This is a genomic window from Streptococcus minor DSM 17118 (assembly GCF_000377005.1).
In the GTDB taxonomy this organism is placed as follows: Bacteria; Bacillota; Bacilli; order Lactobacillales; family Streptococcaceae; genus Streptococcus; species Streptococcus minor.
Genome location: NZ_AQYB01000033.1, coordinates 152764 through 171790 on the forward strand (window position 1 = coordinate 152764; position 19027 = coordinate 171790).

Here is a 19027-nt window from a genome sequence, read left to right on the forward strand (position 1 = left end):
GAGGATCGAATGTCCAAAAAAGATATTAACGTAAATAATTATAATGATGATGCCATTCAGGTGTTGGAAGGTCTAGATGCTGTCCGTAAAAGACCGGGAATGTATATTGGTTCAACTGATGGTACAGGACTTCACCACCTAGTTTGGGAAATCGTTGATAATGCGGTTGATGAGGCCCTATCTGGATTTGGCGATCGCATTGATGTAATCATTAATAAAGATGGTAGCTTGACTGTGTCAGACCACGGTCGTGGAATGCCAGTCGGCCAGCATGCGATGGGGATTCCAACGGTTGAGGTCATTTTTACCATCCTTCATGCTGGTGGTAAGTTTGGTCAGGGAGGCTACAAGACCTCTGGAGGTCTACACGGGGTAGGTTCCTCAGTAGTAAACGCTCTGTCCAGCTGGCTTGAGGTAGAAATTACACGGGATGGCACGGTTTACAAGCAGCGCTTTGAAAATGGTGGTAAGCCAGTGACAGGACTAGAAAAAGTCAGTACAGCACCAAAATCAAAATCTGGTACAACAGTGACCTTCATGCCAGATGAGACAATTTTTTCTACCATTGATTTTAAATTTAACACTATTGCTGAACGACTCAAAGAATCAGCTTTCTTGCTGAAGAATGTTACTATGTCCTTGACAGACAAGCGCTCAGAAGACGTTCAGCAAGAAGAATTTCATTATGAAAATGGTGTTCAGGATTTTGTTGAATATTTGAACGAAGATAAGGAAACTCTGACTCCTGTTATCTTTTTCACTGGTGAAGATCAAGGTTTTCAGGTAGAAGTAGCTCTTCAGTACAATGATGGTTTTTCGGATAACATTCTCTCCTTTGTAAACAATGTCCGTACAAAGGATGGCGGTACTCATGAAACGGGTCTCAAATCAGCAATCACCAAGGCCATGAATGACTACGCTAGAAAAACGGGTTTGCTAAAGGAGAAGGATAAAAACTTGGATGGATCAGATTACCGCGAAGGCCTATCCGCCATCATTTCTCTCCTAGTCCCCGAAGCACACTTGCAATTTGAAGGGCAAACCAAGGATAAGTTGGGTTCCCCTTTGGCTCGACCAATCGTCGATAGTATTGTTTCTGAGAAGTTGACTTATTTTCTCTTGGAAAATGGTGAAGTTGCCTCTAATCTGATTCGCAAGGCAATCAAGGCCCGTGATGCTCGTGAGGCTGCCCGTAAAGCGCGTGACGAATCCCGTAACGGTAAGAAAAATAAGAAGGATAAAGGTCTTCTATCAGGGAAGCTAACTCCAGCCCAGTCTAAAAATCCGCAGAGAAATGAGCTTTATTTGGTCGAGGGTGACTCTGCCGGTGGTTCTGCTAAACAGGGCCGTGACCGTAAGTTCCAAGCCATCCTCCCCTTACGAGGTAAGGTTCTCAATACTGCAAAGGCCAAAATGGCCGATATCATGAAAAATGAAGAAATCAACACCATGATTTACACCATCGGAGCAGGAGTAGGAGCTGATTTCAATGTTGAAGAATCCAATTATGATAAGATTATTATTATGACTGATGCGGATACAGATGGAGCTCATATCCAAACACTCATTTTGACCTTCTTTTACCGCTATATGAGACCACTTGTTGAGACAGGACGTGTTTATATCGCTCTTCCTCCTCTTTATAAGATGTCTAAGGGTAAAGGGAAATCTGAAAAGATTGCCTATGCTTGGTCAGATGGTGAATTGGAAGACCTGCGTAAAGAATTTGGTAAGGGAGCTATTCTTCAACGCTACAAGGGTCTTGGTGAAATGAATGCCGATCAACTTTGGGAAACCACTATGAATCCTGAAACCAGAACACTCATCCGTGTGACTATTGAAGACTTAGCCCGTGCTGAACGCAGAGTCAACGTCCTTATGGGTGACAAGGTCGAACCTCGTCGGAAGTGGATTGAGGATAATGTAAAGTTTACTTTGGAAGAACAAACTATTTTTTAAGGCAAAAAATGTTCATTATGTTTAGAAAGTTTTGAGAAAATTGTATGAAAAAAATCAAACAGAAGTTTAGTAAAAAGCAAGCGGTTGAAGAAATTCAGAAAAGATATAAAAAGGCTGAAAATCTCTTAAAAGATGATTCTAAAATGGAGCCTTTTTTAGAAAAGATAGAAAAGAAAATAAAGTGGATTCCTTTTCTTGGGCAAGAATTTAAGTCTATCCCTATTCTTATCAGTATGGTGCGAAGCTATTGGAAAAAAGACTACACAAAGGTTCCGAAAAAAACAATTTTGGCAATCATTAGTGCCTTGATTTATTTTCTGTCACCGATCGATGTTATTCCAGACTGGATTCCTTTTTTAGGCCAGGTGGACGATGCCTTAGTAATCGCAACTTGCTGGAATTGGGTCAACAAAGATATTGAAGACTATCGCCAGTGGAAAAAACAGATGAAAGAACAAACACTCAACTAGCACTTAGTTTAGAAGATGTGACTGAGAGAAGTTTTCAAAAAAGAAAAAATAAAGAAGGATATTATGAGTAATATTCAAAATATGTCCCTTGAGGACATCATGGGAGAGCGTTTTGGACGCTACTCCAAATACATTATTCAAGAGCGAGCGTTGCCAGATATTCGTGACGGTCTGAAGCCCGTTCAGCGCCGCATCCTTTATTCTATGAACAAGGATGGCAATACTTTTGAAAAAGGGTTCCGTAAATCAGCCAAGTCTGTCGGTAATGTGATGGGGAATTTCCACCCACACGGAGATACTTCGATTTATGATGCCATGGTTCGCATGTCTCAGGATTGGAAGAACCGGGAAACCTTGATTGAGATGCATGGAAACAATGGTTCGATGGATGGAGATCCGGCAGCAGCGATGCGGTACACGGAGGCTCGTCTTTCTGAAGTTGCAGGTTTTCTCCTACAAGACATCGAAAAAAACACGGTACCTTTTGCTTGGAACTTTGATGATACGGAAAAAGAACCAACCGTTTTGCCAGCAGCCTTTCCAAATCTTCTCGTCAATGGGGCGACAGGGATTTCAGCTGGTTATGCAACAGATATTCCACCTCACAATCTAGCTGAGGTCATCGATGCAGTTGTCTATATGATAGACCATCCTTCGGCTAAGTTGGATAAACTCATGGAATTTTTACCTGGACCAGATTTCCCGACTGGGGCAATCATTCAGGGGCGTGAAGAGATTCGTAAGGCCTATGAAACAGGTAAAGGGCGCGTAGTCGTTCGTTCCCGAACTGAAATTGAAAACCTTAAGGGTGGCAAGAAACAGATTGTTGTGACGGAGATTCCTTATGAGGTCAATAAGGCTGTTCTGGTGAAAAAAATTGACGATGTCCGTGTTAACAACAAAGTTCCTGGTATTGCGGAAGTGCGTGATGAATCAGACCGAGATGGTCTACGTATTGCCATCGAGTTGAAAAAAGAGGCAGATGAGCAGACCATTCTCAATTACCTCTTCAAATACACTGATTTGCAAATCAATTACAACTTTAACATGGTGGCTATTGACAACTATACACCACGTCAGGTAGGGATTATTCCTATGCTGTCGAGCTACATTGCCCACCGTAAGGACATTATTCTTGCTCGTTCTAGGTTTGACAAGGAGAAGGCAGAAAAGCGTCTTCATATCGTGGAGGGCTTGATTCGAGTGATATCCATCCTTGATGATGTTATTGCCCTCATTCGAGCATCGGAAAATAAGGCTGATGCAAAGGAAAACTTGAAAGTCAGCTATGAATTTTCAGAAGAACAGGCTGAAGCTATCGTAACCCTGCAATTGTATCGTCTAACCAATACGGACATTGTTACCTTGGAAAATGAAGAAGCCAACCTAAGGGATTTGATTGCGACCCTTGCAGCCATTATCGGAGATGAGCGAACTATGTACAATGTCATGAAGCGTGAACTGCGTGACGTCAAAAAGAAATTTGCATCAGACCGACTCAGTGAATTGCAGGATGAAGCCGTAGTTATTGAAATTGATACTGCTAGCTTGATTGTTGAGGAAGAAACTTTTGTTAGCCTGACCAAAGGCGGCTATATTAAACGCACTAGTCCTCGTTCCTTCAATTCTTCTGCTCTGGATGAATTGGGCAAACGGGATGAAGATGAGTTGATTTTCCTTGAAAAAGCTAAAACCACTCAGCATTTGCTCATCTTTACAAATTTGGGTAACGTCATTTACCGTCCTATTCATGAGTTAACTGACATCCGTTGGAAGGATATTGGAGAGCATTTATCACAAACGATTACCACATATGGCAATGAAGAACAGATTCTGTATGCTGAAGTTGTGGATGATTTTGCAGGACAGACCTACTTTGCAGTGACTAAACTGGGACAAATCAAACGTTTTGAACGTAAGGAATTTGCTCCATGGCGGACATACAAATCGAAATCTCTCAAGTATGGAAAGCTTAAGGATGATACGGATATATTTGTAGCAGTTGCGCCAATTCTTCTAGACGATGTTGTACTCGTCACTCACAATGGCTATGCTCTTCGCTTTAATATCGAAGAAGTGCCTGTTATCGGAGCTAAGGCTGCGGGTGTGAAAGCCATCAACCTCAAAGGAGATGATGTGCTTGTGAGTGCATTTATAGCCAATACCAAATCTATGTATATCTTGACCCAGCGTGGTAGTCTTAAGCGCATGTCCATCACTGACTTACCTCAGGCTAAGCGGGCCGGTCGAGGCCTTCAAGTTCTTCGTGAATTGAAAGCGAAACCGCACCGTGTTTTCCTAGCAGGACCAGTCTTTGCAGAAAATGGTGGTGCCGAGCTTGATCTATTTGCAACCGAAGTGGAAGAAAAACAGCAAATTCTTCAGGTTCAAAGTCTAACTGGTCAAATCGAAGAAGTCAACTTGACTCATCTTAGTCTATCTGAAAGAACTAGTAATGGTAGCTTCATTTCTGATAGTATTTCCGACCAAGGTGTCTTTGCAGCGAGGGTGAAGTAGAAAAAGATTGCAAAAGCAGTCTTTTTTTATTTTTTAAGAGAAAATATGGTATAATAATTTTATAATTAGAAATAGAATACAGTGAGGTGGATTGATATGGAACATGTTGTCAATGGATTTGAACCGAGTCGTCATTTTCTGGATTTTCATTTAGCAGCATTTGCCTATTATGATGGGCTGGATGTTATTGATGATTTAAAGTTAGGAGCTCCAGTAGTGCTAAAGGCAGAACCGGAGAATAGCTACGATCCAAAAGCAGTTGCTGTTTTTTTCGATAATGTAAAGATTGGTTATGTCCCATCGGTTCATAACTCTATACTTTTTAAATTACTCTATTTTGGACATGGAGACATTTTTGAAGCCCGCATTCAAATGGTAAGGCCAGATAATCATCCCGAACGCCAATTTAGGGTGGTTGTTAGAATCAAGGACAATCGTACCAATTCATCTAGACAATAAGATTGCCATGAGGCAGTCTTTTTTGTATACTGTTTTATTGGAAAGGAAACATTCTTATATTGATAACTAATTTGGGAATGTTGATAGGTATGGAGATGAAAAAGAAGTGGATATATGGGGTAGTTTTAGTGGGGATAGCCCTTCTATCTTTTTATGGGTGGAAGCTGTTTAATGGAACAAGCTATAAGGAAGAAGCTGGAACAAATACTAATGCAGCTAGTAAAAAGATGGATGAGTTCTTTTCAGAATTAGAGGAATATTATCCAAAACTCTATCAGAAAATCCCTGCTGATAAAGAAACTTTTACGATTCCAGGCTTGGTTCAGACAAGTAGTATAAAAGCTGAAGGAAAAGATGAAGGAGAGGCTGATCAGACAGAAGATATGACTCCACAAGGGCTTAGTTTTGTAGAAGATTATGTGGTTATTTCTGCTTATAGTATGAGCTATTCGCACAATTCTGTACTTTGGATTTTGGATCGACAAACAGGAGACTATGTGAAAACTATCGTACTACCTACCACAAGCCATGTTGGAGGCTTGGCCTATGATAATCAGCAGAAACGCTTGTGGGTTACAACGACAGATGATAAGAGCGCCTCACAAATTTCAGCCTTGAGTCTTGATACTCTTCAAAAAGAAGATTTCAGTAAGTCGGAAAAAGAAATAACTTTTGAACACCAATACAATCTAGCCCAGATTGAAAAATCATCTTATATGGCTTACCATGAGGGACGTCTCTTGGTTGGTTATTTTGATAAGGAAGAACAGGGACACTTAGGTATTTTTGAGTTGGATGCTGATGGTCTGCCTGTGAGACAAGATAATGAAAAAGACACTTATCAGCCTCAACAAGTAGTCGATACTCCAGAGCAAGTTCAGGGGGTAGCGATAGCGGGCAATCAGATTCTCTTCTCACAGTCCTATGGTAACAAGGATTCAAAACTCTTGTTTTTTGAAAATCCTGGTCTAGAAAAGTTGCCAGATTTTGAAGAAAAGGATAATTTACAGGCTGAGCTAATTGCCCCTCCCTATATGCAACAAATTGTGGTGGATGGCCAGTCTATCTACTTACTCTTTGAGTCCTCTTCCTTCAAATATCGTATCAATCCCACAGTGACCTCCATTGATCGGATTATCAAGATTGGTTTATAAGAAAAATAATTTTTATTGAATATTCTGAACATTTAATTGATTTTTTTATCAAAAAGGAGTACAATAGTCACAAATCAAAAGGAGTGAGCTTATGCCAGTAGAACTTGATTGGGAAAACCTCGGATTTTCTTATATGAAATTACCTTATCGTTACATTGCTTATTATAAAAATGGTCAGTGGGAAGAGGGAAGATTGACGGATGATGCGACTCTTCATATCTCTGAAAGTTCACCAGCTCTTCATTATGGGCAGCAAGCCTTTGAAGGTCTAAAGGCCTATCGGACTAAGTCAGGTGTGATTCAACTGTTTCGTCCAGATGAAAATGCTAAGCGCCTCCAGCGCACAGCTGACCGTCTCCTCATGCCTCAGGTTCCAACAGATATGTTTATTAAGGCTTGTAAGCAAGTGACCAAGGCTAATGAGGATTATGTACCACCTTATGGCACTGGAGGTACCCTTTATCTCCGCCCACTCTTGATTGGTGTGGGTGACATCATCGGTGTCAAACCAGCAGATGAGTATATTTTTACTGTTTTTGCCATGCCTGTCGGAAATTATTTCAAGGGCGGTCTGGTTCCAACCAACTTCCTCATTCAAGATGAGTACGATCGCGCTGCACCTCATGGTACAGGGGCAGCAAAAGTAGGTGGAAATTACGCAGCTAGTCTGCTCCCTGGCGATCAGGCCAAGAAGGCTGGCTTCTCAGATGTTATTTATTTGGATCCAGCAACCCATACCAAGATTGAAGAAGTCGGATCTGCCAATTTCTTTGGTATTACAGCTAACAACGAATTTATCACCCCAATTAGCCCATCTATCTTGCCATCCATTACTAAATATTCTCTACTTTATTTAGCAGAAAAGCGGCTCGGTCTAAAGGCTATCGAAAGCGATATTTTTGTAGATGATCTAGCAAAATTTACCGAAGCAGGAGCCTGTGGAACTGCTGCAGTTATTTCGCCTATTGGAGGTGTTCAAAACGGAGATACTTTCCACGTTTTCTATAGCGAAACGGAAGTAGGGCCAGTCACCCAACAACTCTATGATGAACTGACCGGTATCCAGTTTGGTGATATCGAAGCACCAGAGGGCTGGATTGTAATAGTTGATTAACTTGAAGAGGCTTGTACTTGCAAGCTTTTTTCTTTTTCGGTAAAATGGAAAAAGTGAGGTATATTATGAGTAGAAAAGATAAAAAAATTGAAATCCAGATTGAGGATGCGATAGTTGAGGCTAATGGTCAAAAGTATAATGGTTATCGTCTCACGATTGGTAAGAAAGTCATCGGCGAAGTAGCAGAGCTATCAGAAAATAATTTTGCCGTCCTTAAAAATGCAAATGCCGAAAGTTTTTATAAAAATTTAGAAAAAGCTGTCGGAAATATTATTGAAAATTACAATTTAAGTCATTAAACACTTGTTTTAGTCAGTATTTTGTGATAAAATAATGACTGTTAGTGTTATGGAGAGATAGCGAAGAGGCTAAACGCGGCGGACTGTAAATCCGCTCCTTCGGGTTCGGGGGTTCGAATCCCTCTCTCTCCATGTCTAAGATACTAAGGGTGTCAAACGTACAGTAAAAATAGGAAGTTGACAGCAAATCCTGATTTGCTAGGCAACTTATCTTTTTTACACAGCGTTTAGCCCGAGTTCATTTCAGAATACTGTCTTAGAAAAATGTTTTGGGGTATAGCCAAGCGGTAAGGCAAGGGACTTTGACTCCCTCATGCGTTGGTTCGAATCCAGCTACCCCAGTAAAGGTATTAGAGTCCCCTCTAATTCGTCAAAGAAGCTAAATATTGTTGTCCTTGCGTGTGCCTTAAATAAAATATATTTTATGTTAAGTCGAAAGACTTGATTGTCGGAGGTTTTTTTTAATGAACGAATTTGAAGATTTGTTGAACAGTGTAAATGAGGTTACACCTGGTGATGTAGTAACTGCTGAAGTATTGACCGTTGATGCTGGTCAAGCGAATGTAGCGATTGCAGGAACTGGTGTTGAGGGTGTCCTTACTCTTCGTGAGTTGACAAACGACCGCAATGCAGATATCAACGAGCTTGTTAAAGTTGGCGAAACACTTGAATTACTTGTTCTTCGTCAAGTTGTTGGTAAAGATACTGACACTGTTACCTATCTTGTATCGAAAAAACGTTTAGAAGCACGCAAGGCTTGGGACAAACTAGTTGGCCGTGAAGGTGAAGTTGTCAATGTCAAAGTGACACGAGCTGTTAAAGGTGGTCTCTCAGTTGAATTTGAAGGTCTTCGTGGATTTATCCCAGCTTCAATGATTGATAGCCGCTTTACTCGTAATACTGAGCGTTTTGTTGGTCAAGAATTTGATGCAAAAATCAAGGAAGTTGATCCAGCTGAAAACCGCTTTATCTTGTCACGTCGTGATGTTGTTGAAGAAACAGCAGCTGCAGCACGTGCAGAAGTATTTAGCAAGTTGGCTGTTGGTGAAGTTGTAACAGGTAAAGTTGCACGTATCACTAGCTTTGGTGCTTTCATCGACCTTGGTGGTGTAGATGGTTTGGTACACTTGACTGAATTATCACATGAGCGCAACGTTTCACCGAAATCAGTAGTAACAGTTGGTGAAGAAGTTGAAGTGAAAGTGTTGGCTATTGATGAGGAAGAAGGTCGTGTATCTCTTTCCCTTAAAGCAACACAGCCTGGTCCATGGGATGGCGTTGAGCAAAAATTGGCTCAAGGTGATGTCATTGAGGGTAAAGTGAAACGCTTGACTGACTTTGGTGCTTTCGTAGAAGTATTGCCAGGTATTGATGGTTTGGTTCACATTTCACAAATTTCACACAAACGTGTTGAAAATCCAAAGGATGCTTTGACTGTTGGTCAAGAAGTGACAGTTAAAGTTCTTGAAGTGAACGCTGCTGATGAACGTGTGTCTCTTTCTATCAAAGCTTTGGAAGAGCGTCCAGCTCCAGCTGAAGGTGAAGAAAAATCTGAGAAACGTGCTCCTCGTCCACGTCGTCCAAAACGTGAAGAAAAACGTGATTTTGAGTTGCCAGAAACTCAAACTGGTTTCTCAATGGCTGATTTATTCGGCGATATCGAATTGTAAAAAATGGTGGGCTGGATTGATTTCCCAGCCTTTCCCATTGATTGGTGGAAGAACTTTGTTTTCTTTTGCCTTTTCCACCCTTAGTGTAATGGATATCACGCAAGATTCCGGTTCTTGAGATGGGGGTTCGATTCCCTCAGGGTGGATTTATCAAGTAGACAGGCAGGAGGGGCTAGACCTTTTCTGCTTTTTATTATTTTGTGAACCAATTTTTTAGGGAGTTATACATGTTGCATTTTGAAAATGATTATAATAAGGGCGCTCATCCAGCACTTTTAGAAGCCTTATCCCAAACCAATCTGGAATCCCTATCTGGTTATGGAACGGATAAATACACTCTGAGTGCGATTGATAAAATTCGTCAGGTTAGTCAATGTCTGCATGCTCAAGTCACTTTTTTAGCAGGGGGCACTCAGACTAATCAGTTGGTCATCGATACTCTCTTGAAATCCTATGAGGGAGTGCTAGCAGCAGAAACAGGTCATATTTCCAGTCATGAAGCTGGTGCAATCGAATTTTCTGGCCATAAGGTTTTGACATTGCCTCATGTAGAGGGCAAACTAAACCCTGTTGATGTCCAGCAATTTATAGAAGATTTTTATGCAGATAATAATCATGAGCACATGGTCTTTCCAGGTATGGTTTATATTTCCCATCCAACTGAGTACGGAACTTTGTATACTAGGGAGGAGTTAGAGCGTCTTTCACAGATTTGCCATAACTACCGCATTCCTCTTTTCTTGGATGGGGCACGCCTAGGTTATGGTTTAGCAGCCGATACAGATCTTGATTTGCCCACTATTGCTGAATTGACAGATGTTTTTTATATCGGTGGAACCAAGATGGGGGCTCTGATTGGAGAAGCAGTAGTTTTTACAAAAAATAATCAGCCCAAGCATTTTTCATCAATCGTTAAACAACATGGTGCTCTCTTGGCCAAAGGACGTTTGATTGGAGTTCAGTTTGATCGATTGTTTACGGATAATCTTTATTTCGATTTGGGTAAGCATGCAATAGAGTTAGCAAAAGAATTGAAGGCTATTTTAAGAGAAAAAAACTATCGTTTTTACTTGGAGTCTCCCACTAATCAACAATTTATCATTCTTGAAAATAGCCAATTGGAGATACTGTCACAAGCTGGTTTAGTCTATAGTTTTTGGGAAAAATATGATACGAACCACACAGTGATTCGTCTAGCCACTTCTTGGTCAACTAGCAGGGATGATTTGCTAGCTCTAAGAGATATATTATAGATGAAGCAGGATAACCCTGCTTTTTATTTGAGGGAGAAAAGTATTTCAAAGTATTGGTATTCAATTTCAAAACATGGTAGAATAGGACTATTGTTGTGAGTGAGGAAGAGATAAGTATGATTTATTTTGATAATGCAGCGACGACTCAGGTCTATCCAGAAGTTTTGAGGACTTATACTGAGGTAGCAACCAAGGTTTGGGGCAACCCATCCAGTTTACATAACTTGGGAAGTCAAGCTAGCCGTATTTTGGAAGCATCTCGTAAGCAGATTGCGGATTTACTGGGAAAAAAAACAACTGAAATATTTTTTACATCCGGTGGGACAGAAGGGGATAACTGGGTGATGAAAGGGGTGGCTTTTGAACGGGCACACTTAGGTAGACATATCATTGTGTCTTCCATTGAACATCCAGCTGTCAAGGAATCAGCTCTTTGGCTTCAAAGCCAAGGGTTTGAGATAGATTTAGCTCCAGTAACCAAGACTGGCTTTGTAGACATGGAAAAACTAGCTAGTCTGCTTCGTCCGGATACTATTTTAGTTTCGATTATGGCAGCCAATAATGAAATTGGTTCTATTCAACCTATTAGAGAGATTTCTCAGCTATTGGCAGACCGTCCAACTATTAGTTTCCATGTAGATGCTGTTCAGGCTCTTGGAAAAATGCCTATTACTGATTATCTGACAGAACGCGTGGATTTTGCAACGTTTTCTGGTCATAAGTTTCATTCTGTCCGAGGTGTCGGTTTTATCTATGCTAAGGAAGGAAAGAAAATCAGCCAGCTTTTGACAGGTGGTGGTCAGGAATCAGACAAGCGCTCCACAACAGAAAATGTAGCAGGTATTGCAGCGACAGCCAAAGCCTTACGCCTTGTTATGGATAAGTTTGATGCAGGACAAAAGCAGCTATTGGCTATGAAACAAATCATTCATGATGAACTAGCGAGTTATCCTGATGTGACTATTTTCTCTCAAATAGAGGATTTTTTGCCTAATATCCTGACTTTCGGTATCAAAAATGTCCGCGGAGAAGTCACTGTCCATGCCTTTGAGAACCATCAGATTTATATTTCCACTACCTCGGCCTGCTCTTCAAAAGCTGGTAAACCTGCTGGTACTTTGATTTCTATGGGAGTACACCCAAAACTTGCCCAAACAGCAGTTCGAATAAGTTTGGATGAGGACAATGATATGGGGCAGGTAGAGCAATTTTTAACCATTTTTAAGCAAATTTATAACCAAACACAGAAAGTGAGATAAATGAACTATTCAGAAATTATGATTCGTTATGGCGAGTTATCAACCAAGGGAAAAAATAAAATGCGATTTGTCAAGAAACTCAGCCAAAATATCAAGGAGGCTCTATCTATCTATCCCGATGTACAGATTTATTGTGACCGTGACCGAGGACATGTTTATCTCAATGGAACGGATTATCAGGCTGTTTCCACCTCTTTGAAGAAGATTTTTGGAATTCAGAGTTTTGCTCCATCTTATAAGATTGAAAAATCTGTTCCAGCCCTAAAAGAAGCAGTACAGGCTATCATGAAGAATATCTATCAAGAGGGAATGACTTTCAAAATTGCCGCACGCCGGAGTGACCATTCTTTTGAGTTGGATAGTCGTGACCTCAATCATGTACTGGGAGATGCCGTATTTACAGCTATTCCAACTATTCAAGTGCAGATGAAGAAACCAGATATTACCTTACGAGTGGAAATCCGAACAGATGCAGCCTATATTTCACATGAGGAGATAAAAGGTGCTGGTGGTTTACCGGTTGGTACCTCCGGTAGGGGTGTTCTGATGCTGTCTGGCGGTATTGATTCGCCTGTTGCAGGTTATCTGGCATTGAAACGTGGTGTTGAGATCGAGGTCGTACACTTTGCTAGTCCACCTTACACCAGTCCAGGTGCGCTCAAGAAGGCGCATGATTTAACTCGGAAGTTGACCGTTTTTGGGGGGAATATTACGTTTATAGAAGTTCCCTTTACTGAGATTCAGGAAGAAATAAAGGAAAAGGCTCCAGAGGCCTATTTGATGACATTGACCCGTCGCTTCATGATGAGAATTACTGACCGTATTCGAGAGAAACGTGATGCTATGGTTATTATCAATGGTGAGAGTTTAGGACAGGTAGCCAGTCAAACCTTGGAGTCCATGCAAGCTATTAATGCTGTTACCAATACACCAGTCATCCGACCTGTTGTGACCATGGACAAATTGGAAATTATTGATATTGCGCAGGATATTGATACTTTCGCTATTTCTATCCAACCTTTTGAAGATTGTTGTACCATCTTTGCACCTGATCGTCCAAAAACCAATCCGAAAATCAAAAATGTAGAGAAGTATGAAGCTCTCATGGACTTGGAAGGATTGGTAGAACGAGCTGTTACAGGGATTATGGTGATGGAGATTACTCCTAAAGAAGAAGTAAAAGATGATGTGGATAGTCTGATTGAGGATTTATTGTAAGCTTTAACTGTATATGCTATCGCTGAAACTACAATTTCAGCGTTTTTTTGCTATAATCGATATTATTTTTGTGATTTTTAAAACAAAAAGGAGGAGAAAATGGAAGAGCAATTTCCCTATCGTCCCATGAATTTGTATCAAAATTTTCTAGAAGCAAGTCAAGTCTACCCTGATTGTCCCATTATTTTTGATGCTAAACTGGTAGCCTTTCCTGAATTGGGAACCGAGACAACCTATGCAGCTAGCCATGATGCTATAATAGAGCGATCACAACAGTTAGCAGCTCTTGGGGTTCATCGAGGAGATAAAGTTATTATTTTTAAGGGGCAAGCTTTTGATACCTATATGCTAGCTGTCGCTGTGACTTATCTCGGAGCAGTACCTGTCATGGTCTCCTACCATTTCCCGACTCAGGTTATTTCGATTTTTGCAAAGAGGTTGGGAAAACCCTTTATTTTGTATGATGTTGTCACAGATGAAGTCGTTGAAGCAGTTGAAAATGTCGATGCAAACCACAAGATTCGCATTGAGGAGTTGTTGCAAGTGGAACCAAAAGAAACTAACTTTTCTCCTCTAGAAGATGATGAGATTGCTTATATAACGCATACATCTGGAACAACAGGCATTCCAAAGTTAATCTGCCATTCAGCCAATACGATGGGCTGGCGAACAAAATTCCAAAAGGAAATTCTAAACCATATCCCTGATAGACGGATTGTTGGGTTTCATATTTCTCCTGTCCATTCCCGTTTTAATATCGGAATGTCCTCTCTTATGCTGATGGGGTTTCCTTTGATGCCTTTATCAACTGCAGATACCTTTACAGTGGAAAGAATGTTTCTAGCTCATCCTCCTCAAGCTGTAGAAACCCATCCCAATCATTTTATCCAGTGGGCGGAGTTGGCTAGGCGCAACCCTGCTGTCTTTGCTCAAACGAATTATTATCATTCAACCTTTGATGCTATCAATAATGCGACGATGTTGGCATTTTTAGAAGCTTCTGATAATGAGAAAGCCATTTTTCTACAAATCTATGGACAAAGTGAATGTGGCCCCATGATTTTGAAGGCTCATACACGTGAGAGTTTGCAGTCCTCAAATGCACGTGATATGGGAGTTGGTTTAGGAAATTTGACTAAGGCTAGGATCGCAGATGAAAATGGTAATCCTATACCAGTTGGACAAGATGGACATATCCACCTTTATTCCAAAGGTCGTGCGCTTACATACTATCAAGAGGATGAACGGTTTCAAGCCAATGTTTATGGTGATTGGTGGGATAGTGGTGACTATGGTTGTATGGATGAAAAAGGTCACTTGTATTTGAAAGATAGACAGGTGGATCTGATTGCGCACATTCATAGCAATTTAGCTATAGAAGATTATTTGCTAGATAAATTGTCTTTCTTAGCAGAAGTGGTCTTGGTACGAGATCCGGAGGGGCGTCCTCAACCTTTTGTTGCTCCGCAAAAGAATTGTCAGATGGACATGGATGCCTGGTGGCAGGCTGTTTCAGATCTACCTTATCTGAATACTCCAATTGTTCTGGCTTATGATGCGTTACCAAGGACTGCTACTATGAAAGTTCAGCGTTTGGAGTTGGAAAAAAGCTTATTAGAAAGGGGTGACTGATGAATATAAAATCAATTTTTCCCTTTTCTAGATACTATAAAAAAGTGAAACGTCTCTATGAATCTAGCTTTCCGGTGCAGGAACGTATTTCTTGGCCTTGGTTGGTATTGATGAGTTTGTTTGGACAGGCAGATTTTTTAGCTTATTTTGATGAGGGGGTCTTTGCTGGATTTTCTTATAGCTTAAAATCACACAATATGTATTATCTCCTCTTTTTGGCTGTCCCTAGTGAGCATCATTCAAAGGGATATGGTCATCAAATTTTAAAAGAAATGGCTAGGCGAGCAGGGAAAAGACCGATTTTCCTCGTGATTGAGCCTCTGGATGAGGCAGCTGATAATTATCCACTTCGTTTAAAACGTCTTGCCTTTTATGAGAAAAACGGCTACCATTTGACAGACTACATTTACTATGAGAATGAGGAAGTATATCAGGTTTTAAACAATCGGATTTCTGCTGATATAAAGGATTTTGAGCATTTAGCTAAGCGAATTGAGCTATCTGGTATGAAGATTCGAGTAGAGCAGATAAAAAAATAAGAAAAATAATTATTTTTACTTGAAAAAAAACTCCAAGGATGATAGTATAGTAATGTTGACTATGCACACCTGTGCAACCGCACGACCATCGTTCTTAAGTAGCTTTGTGCTCACGATGTTAGGCGAGTCTTCACACAAAATGGGGATACCCAAATTATCATAGGAGGTGCATAATGAGCACATATGCAATCATTAAAACTGGCGGTAAACAAGTAAAAGTTGAAGCTGGTCAAGCTATCTACGTTGAAAAATTGAACGCAGAAGCAGGTCAAGAAGTTACTTTTAACGAAGTTGTTCTTGTTGGTGGCGATAAAACTGTTGTCGGAACTCCACTTGTTGAGGGAGCTACTGTTGTTGGTACTGTTGAAAAACAAGGCAAACAAAAGAAAGTTGTAACCTACAAATACAAACCTAAAAAAGGTTCTCACCGTAAACAAGGTCACCGTCAACCATATACAAAAGTTGTTATCTCAGCTATTAACGCTTAATTCGTGTTCAGCTTAGCAACTGTCATCACTTAAATTTTGGAGGAATAACATTATGTTAAATTTGAATCTTGCTCAATTAAACCTCTTTGCCCACAAAAAAGGTGGAGGTTCAACATCAAACGGTCGTGATTCACAAGCAAAACGCCTTGGCGCAAAAGCTGCTGACGGCCAAACTGTATCAGGTGGCTCTATTCTTTATCGCCAACGTGGTACAAAAATCTACCCAGGAGCTAATGTAGGTCGTGGTGGAGATGATACACTTTATGCTAAAGTAGAAGGCGTTGTACGCTTCGAGCGCAAAGGTCGCGATAAAAAACAGGTATCTGTTTACCCAATCGCTAAATAAAGCTAGAAATAGCCGAAATAAGGTATTCTGCAAAATCAGAATGCCTTTTATTTTTTTGGAAAAACTAAGTTATCCAAGAACTCCATCTGCTCTAATTGTTTTTTCAATGTCAGTATATTTTTTGAGAAGACTAGCTGACCTTTACCCAATCTTAGTTGCTGAATAAAGGACATATCTGTCTTTGTAAGCAATTAGAATATTGATGAAGTGAGTGGTTTTCTCCTTTCTCTATCGAGACTATTATCTGTCCAATTCGTCTCCTGATTGGACAGATGTCGAGGTGAGGTGGAATCGCCAGACTGGCAGGGCTTTACCCCTTCCTATTTCTACTTTTATGGTATAATATAGGGAGCAAAAAAAGGAAGTAGTTTATGAATATTCAACAATTGCGCTATATAGTGGCTATTGCTAATAGTGGAACTTTTCGAGAAGCAGCAGAAAAGATGTTCGTTTCTCAGCCTAGCCTTTCTATCTCAGTACGAGATTTGGAGAAGGAACTAGGTTTTAAGATTTTTAATCGGACTAGTTCAGGTGCTTTTTTGACTCGTCGTGGGATGGAATTTTATGAAAAAGCGCAAAATCTGGTTAAGGGTTTTGATAGTTTTGAAAATCTTTACCTGCAGCCACAAGAGGAAAGTGTTGAGTTTTCAATTTCGAGTCAGCACTATGATTTTTTACCACCTCTGATTACAGAATTTTCAGCTACTCATCCAGAGCATGCCAATTTTCGGATTTTTGAGTCTACAACCGTACAGATATTAGATGAAGTGGCACAAGGCTACAGCGAGTTGGGCATTATATATCTTAACAACCGCAATACTAAGGGAATCATGCAGAAATTGAATAAACTACATTTAGAGGTTGTAGAGATGATTCAGTTTCAAACCCATCTCTACATCCGAAAAGGCCATCCTCTAGCTAAAAAGGATGAGATTGAGTTGGAAGACTTAGTTGGCCTGCCGACAGTTCGATTCACTCAGGAGAAGGAAGAATACCTGTACTATTCTGAAAACTTTTTTGATACTTCTGACTCATCTGTGACTTTTGATGTAACAGATCGCGCTACCTTAAATGGAATTTTGGAGCGGACAGATGCTTATGCAACGGGATCTGGATTCTTAGACAGTAAGAGTGTCCATGGAATCACAGTAATCCCTCTCAAGGAAGAAGCTGGCAATCGGATGGTTTATGTTAAGCGTGAAGACGCTGAATTGAGCCAGTGTGCCCATGACTTTATCGATATGATGCAGGATTATTTTGATAAGAAAAAGGTGAAATAAAAAATGAGAAAATATAGTGTTCCAGTTGCCATTTTCCTCATGGTTGGCCTTGATCAATTGGTCAAGTGGTGGACAGTGGAGAATATCCCTCTGGATACAAATCGGGATTTTATTCCTCATGTGATGAGTTTGGCTTACTTGCGTAATTACGGTGCTGCTTGGTCTCTCCTACAACATCAGCAAACCTTGTTTACGATTGTGACACTAGTTGTTTTGTCTGTAGCTATTTGGTATTTGATCAAGAACCTTCAAGCTAGCTTGTTACTAGTAAATGGTCTTTGCCTGATTATTGCAGGAGGATTGGGAAACTTTATAGACCGAGTTCGATTAGGCTATGTGGTGGATATGTTTCACTTAGATTTTATAAATTTTCCTGTTTTTAATGTAGCGGATTCCTATCTGACGGTGGGTGTTCTGATTTTGTTTATTTGGATCATGAAAGAAGAGGATCATGGAGTTAAAAATTGAAACAGGCGGTCTTCGTCTAGATAAGGCCTTGGCTGATTTGACAGAATTGTCCCGAACGGTCGCCAGTGAACAAATAAAACTGGGTCAGGTTTTGGTCAATGGCCAAGTCAGGAAAGCTAAGTACACAGTTCAAACAGGTGATATCATCTCTTATCAGATACCTGAAGTGGAAGAAATCCACTATGTAGCTGAAGATATTCCTTTAGATATTGTCTATGAAGATGCTGATGTAGCCGTTGTTAATAAGCCACAAGGGATGGTTGTTCATCCTTCTGCTGGCCATACCTCTGGTACCTTGGTCAATGCACTGCTCTATCATATCAAGGATTTATCCGGTATCAACGGAGTGTTACGACCGGGTATTGTTCATCGCATTGATAAGGATACCTCAGGACTCCTCATGATTGCGAAAAATGACCAGGCGCATGCTACTTTGGCTGGCGAGCTCAAATCAAAAAAATCTCTTCGTAAGTATCTTGCCATTGTGCATGGTCATTTACCAAATGATCGTGGGGTTATTGAAGCTCCAATTGGTCGTTCGGAGAAAGATCGCAAAAAGCAAGCAGTAACAGGTAAGGGAAAGGAAGCAGTCACACGTTTTCAGGTCTTAGAACGCTTTGGAGATTATAGCTTAATTGAATTGACATTAGAGACTGGTCGAACTCACCAAATCCGTGTACACATGGCCTATATCGGACATCCAGTGGCAGGTGACCCTGTATATGGCCCTAAAAAAACACTCAAAGGTCATGGTCAGTTTCTCCACGCGCAAACCCTTGGGTTTACCCATCCTAAAACAGGGGAGCTAGTTCGTTTTACCGCCCAACCACCAACTATCTTTTTAGAAACCTTGCAGAAATTGAGGAGTAAACAGCAATAGAACGGACTATTAGTCAGTAACT

At 40.6% G+C, this 19027-nt stretch carries 18 protein-coding genes, 3 tRNA genes and 1 other annotated feature; all 21 genes read left to right on the forward strand.

The annotated features are described in order from the left end of the window. Positions 1 to 9: 9 nt before the first annotated feature. The 21 genes from parE (at position 10) to F602_RS0107180 (ending at position 19005) form a co-directional block, all read left to right on the forward strand. Positions 10 to 1959: a DNA topoisomerase IV subunit B gene (gene parE, locus F602_RS0107075; RefSeq protein WP_018167272.1), complete on the forward strand. Its 1950-nt coding sequence runs from the start codon at positions 10 to 12 to the stop codon at positions 1957 to 1959. A gap of 44 nt (positions 1960 to 2003) precedes the next feature. Next, positions 2004 to 2429 carry a YkvA family protein gene (locus F602_RS0107080; protein ID WP_018167273.1) on the forward strand — a complete coding sequence of 142 codons (426 nt, stop codon included), beginning with the start codon at positions 2004 to 2006 and terminating at the stop codon, positions 2427 to 2429. Between the two features lie 63 nt (positions 2430 to 2492). Then, positions 2493 to 4946, forward strand: a complete 2454-nt coding sequence (gene parC / locus F602_RS0107085; protein WP_018167274.1) for a DNA topoisomerase IV subunit A — start codon at positions 2493 to 2495, stop codon at positions 4944 to 4946. A 96-nt stretch (positions 4947 to 5042) separates the two neighbouring features. Continuing rightward, positions 5043 to 5405: an HIRAN domain-containing protein gene (locus tag F602_RS0107090; protein WP_018167275.1), complete on the forward strand. Its 363-nt coding sequence runs from the start codon at positions 5043 to 5045 to the stop codon at positions 5403 to 5405. Positions 5406 to 5500: 95 nt separating this feature from the next. Further along, positions 5501 to 6559, forward strand: a complete 1059-nt coding sequence (locus tag F602_RS10445) for a YncE family protein (protein WP_156801877.1) — start codon at positions 5501 to 5503, stop codon at positions 6557 to 6559. Positions 6560 to 6650: 91 nt separating this feature from the next. After that, positions 6651 to 7673 (forward strand): branched-chain amino acid aminotransferase, encoded by a 1023-nt coding sequence (locus F602_RS0107100; protein ID WP_018167277.1) that lies wholly within the window; start codon positions 6651 to 6653, stop codon positions 7671 to 7673. A 65-nt stretch (positions 7674 to 7738) separates the two neighbouring features. Beyond that, positions 7739 to 7972 (forward strand): DUF2969 domain-containing protein, encoded by a 234-nt coding sequence (locus F602_RS0107105; protein ID WP_026183357.1) that lies wholly within the window; start codon positions 7739 to 7741, stop codon positions 7970 to 7972. Between the two features lie 51 nt (positions 7973 to 8023). Next, positions 8024 to 8104, forward strand: a tRNA-Tyr gene (locus F602_RS0107110). A gap of 138 nt (positions 8105 to 8242) precedes the next feature. Beyond that, a tRNA-Gln gene (locus F602_RS0107115) sits at positions 8243 to 8314 on the forward strand. 122 nt (positions 8315 to 8436) lie between these two features. Further along, positions 8437 to 9642, forward strand: coding sequence for a 30S ribosomal protein S1 (rpsA, locus tag F602_RS0107120; RefSeq protein ID WP_018167279.1), 1206 nt, complete (start codon positions 8437 to 8439; stop codon positions 9640 to 9642). A 74-nt stretch (positions 9643 to 9716) separates the two neighbouring features. Next, positions 9717 to 9788 (forward strand) — tRNA-Arg (locus tag F602_RS0107125). A gap of 81 nt (positions 9789 to 9869) precedes the next feature. Continuing rightward, a complete protein-coding gene (locus F602_RS0107130) occupies positions 9870 to 10895 on the forward strand; it encodes a threonine aldolase family protein (RefSeq protein ID WP_018167280.1) in 1026 nt (341 codons plus the stop codon). A gap of 116 nt (positions 10896 to 11011) precedes the next feature. Next, the gene (locus tag F602_RS0107135; RefSeq protein ID WP_018167281.1) at positions 11012 to 12154 is read left to right on the forward strand and encodes a cysteine desulfurase family protein; all 1143 of its coding nucleotides are present in this window, start codon (positions 11012 to 11014) and stop codon (positions 12152 to 12154) included. Then, complete coding sequence (gene thiI, locus F602_RS0107140; RefSeq protein ID WP_018167282.1) at positions 12155 to 13372, forward strand: tRNA uracil 4-sulfurtransferase ThiI; 1218 nt, start codon at positions 12155 to 12157, stop codon at positions 13370 to 13372. It begins immediately after the preceding gene. Between the two features lie 99 nt (positions 13373 to 13471). Beyond that, the gene (locus F602_RS0107145; RefSeq protein ID WP_018167283.1) at positions 13472 to 15004 is read left to right on the forward strand and encodes an AMP-binding protein; all 1533 of its coding nucleotides are present in this window, start codon (positions 13472 to 13474) and stop codon (positions 15002 to 15004) included. A gap of 44 nt (positions 15005 to 15048) precedes the next feature. Further along, positions 15049 to 15543, forward strand: a complete 495-nt coding sequence (locus F602_RS0107150) for a GNAT family N-acetyltransferase (protein WP_245537565.1) — start codon at positions 15049 to 15051, stop codon at positions 15541 to 15543. 65 nt (positions 15544 to 15608) lie between these two features. After that, positions 15609 to 15683, forward strand: a sequence feature (ribosomal protein L21 leader region). Positions 15684 to 15716: 33 nt separating this feature from the next. Then, on the forward strand, positions 15717 to 16031 hold the full coding sequence (gene rplU / locus F602_RS0107155) for a 50S ribosomal protein L21 (protein WP_018167285.1): 315 nt from the start codon (positions 15717 to 15719) through the stop codon (positions 16029 to 16031). 52 nt (positions 16032 to 16083) lie between these two features. After that, positions 16084 to 16377 carry a 50S ribosomal protein L27 gene (gene rpmA / locus F602_RS0107160; protein ID WP_018167286.1) on the forward strand — a complete coding sequence of 98 codons (294 nt, stop codon included), beginning with the start codon at positions 16084 to 16086 and terminating at the stop codon, positions 16375 to 16377. A gap of 371 nt (positions 16378 to 16748) precedes the next feature. After that, positions 16749 to 17657 (forward strand): LysR family transcriptional regulator, encoded by a 909-nt coding sequence (locus tag F602_RS0107170; RefSeq protein WP_018167288.1) that lies wholly within the window; start codon positions 16749 to 16751, stop codon positions 17655 to 17657. Between the two features lie 3 nt (positions 17658 to 17660). Continuing rightward, a complete protein-coding gene (gene lspA, locus F602_RS0107175; protein WP_018167289.1) occupies positions 17661 to 18125 on the forward strand; it encodes a signal peptidase II in 465 nt (154 codons plus the stop codon). Next, positions 18109 to 19005 carry an RluA family pseudouridine synthase gene (locus F602_RS0107180; RefSeq protein ID WP_018167290.1) on the forward strand — a complete coding sequence of 299 codons (897 nt, stop codon included), beginning with the start codon at positions 18109 to 18111 and terminating at the stop codon, positions 19003 to 19005. Before lspA ends, F602_RS0107180 begins: the two co-directional genes overlap by 17 nt. Positions 19006 to 19027: the final 22 nt, after the last annotated feature.

What these genes read in the sequence shown, in the direction of transcription:
- rpmA (WP_018167286.1), top strand. Translation starts at nt 16,084, where the DNA reads ATGTTAAATTTGAATCTTGCTCAATTAAACCTCTTTGCCCACAAAAAA.
- parC (WP_018167274.1), top strand. Translation starts at nt 2,493, where the DNA reads ATGAGTAATATTCAAAATATGTCCCTTGAGGACATCATGGGAGAGCGT.
- F602_RS0107180 (WP_018167290.1), top strand. Translation starts at nt 18,109, where the DNA reads ATGGAGTTAAAAATTGAAACAGGCGGTCTTCGTCTAGATAAGGCCTTG.
- F602_RS0107090 (WP_018167275.1), top strand. Translation starts at nt 5,043, where the DNA reads ATGGAACATGTTGTCAATGGATTTGAACCGAGTCGTCATTTTCTGGAT.
- lspA (WP_018167289.1), top strand. Translation starts at nt 17,661, where the DNA reads ATGAGAAAATATAGTGTTCCAGTTGCCATTTTCCTCATGGTTGGCCTT.
- F602_RS0107100 (WP_018167277.1), top strand. Translation starts at nt 6,651, where the DNA reads ATGCCAGTAGAACTTGATTGGGAAAACCTCGGATTTTCTTATATGAAA.
- F602_RS0107135 (WP_018167281.1), top strand. Translation starts at nt 11,012, where the DNA reads ATGATTTATTTTGATAATGCAGCGACGACTCAGGTCTATCCAGAAGTT.
- F602_RS0107080 (WP_018167273.1), top strand. Translation starts at nt 2,004, where the DNA reads ATGAAAAAAATCAAACAGAAGTTTAGTAAAAAGCAAGCGGTTGAAGAA.
- rplU (WP_018167285.1), top strand. Translation starts at nt 15,717, where the DNA reads ATGAGCACATATGCAATCATTAAAACTGGCGGTAAACAAGTAAAAGTT.
- F602_RS0107105 (WP_026183357.1), top strand. Translation starts at nt 7,739, where the DNA reads ATGAGTAGAAAAGATAAAAAAATTGAAATCCAGATTGAGGATGCGATA.
- F602_RS0107170 (WP_018167288.1), top strand. Translation starts at nt 16,749, where the DNA reads ATGAATATTCAACAATTGCGCTATATAGTGGCTATTGCTAATAGTGGA.
- parE (WP_018167272.1), top strand. Translation starts at nt 10, where the DNA reads ATGTCCAAAAAAGATATTAACGTAAATAATTATAATGATGATGCCATT.
- F602_RS0107130 (WP_018167280.1), top strand. Translation starts at nt 9,870, where the DNA reads ATGTTGCATTTTGAAAATGATTATAATAAGGGCGCTCATCCAGCACTT.
- F602_RS10445 (WP_156801877.1), top strand. Translation starts at nt 5,501, where the DNA reads ATGAAAAAGAAGTGGATATATGGGGTAGTTTTAGTGGGGATAGCCCTT.
- rpsA (WP_018167279.1), top strand. Translation starts at nt 8,437, where the DNA reads ATGAACGAATTTGAAGATTTGTTGAACAGTGTAAATGAGGTTACACCT.
- thiI (WP_018167282.1), top strand. Translation starts at nt 12,155, where the DNA reads ATGAACTATTCAGAAATTATGATTCGTTATGGCGAGTTATCAACCAAG.
- F602_RS0107145 (WP_018167283.1), top strand. Translation starts at nt 13,472, where the DNA reads ATGGAAGAGCAATTTCCCTATCGTCCCATGAATTTGTATCAAAATTTT.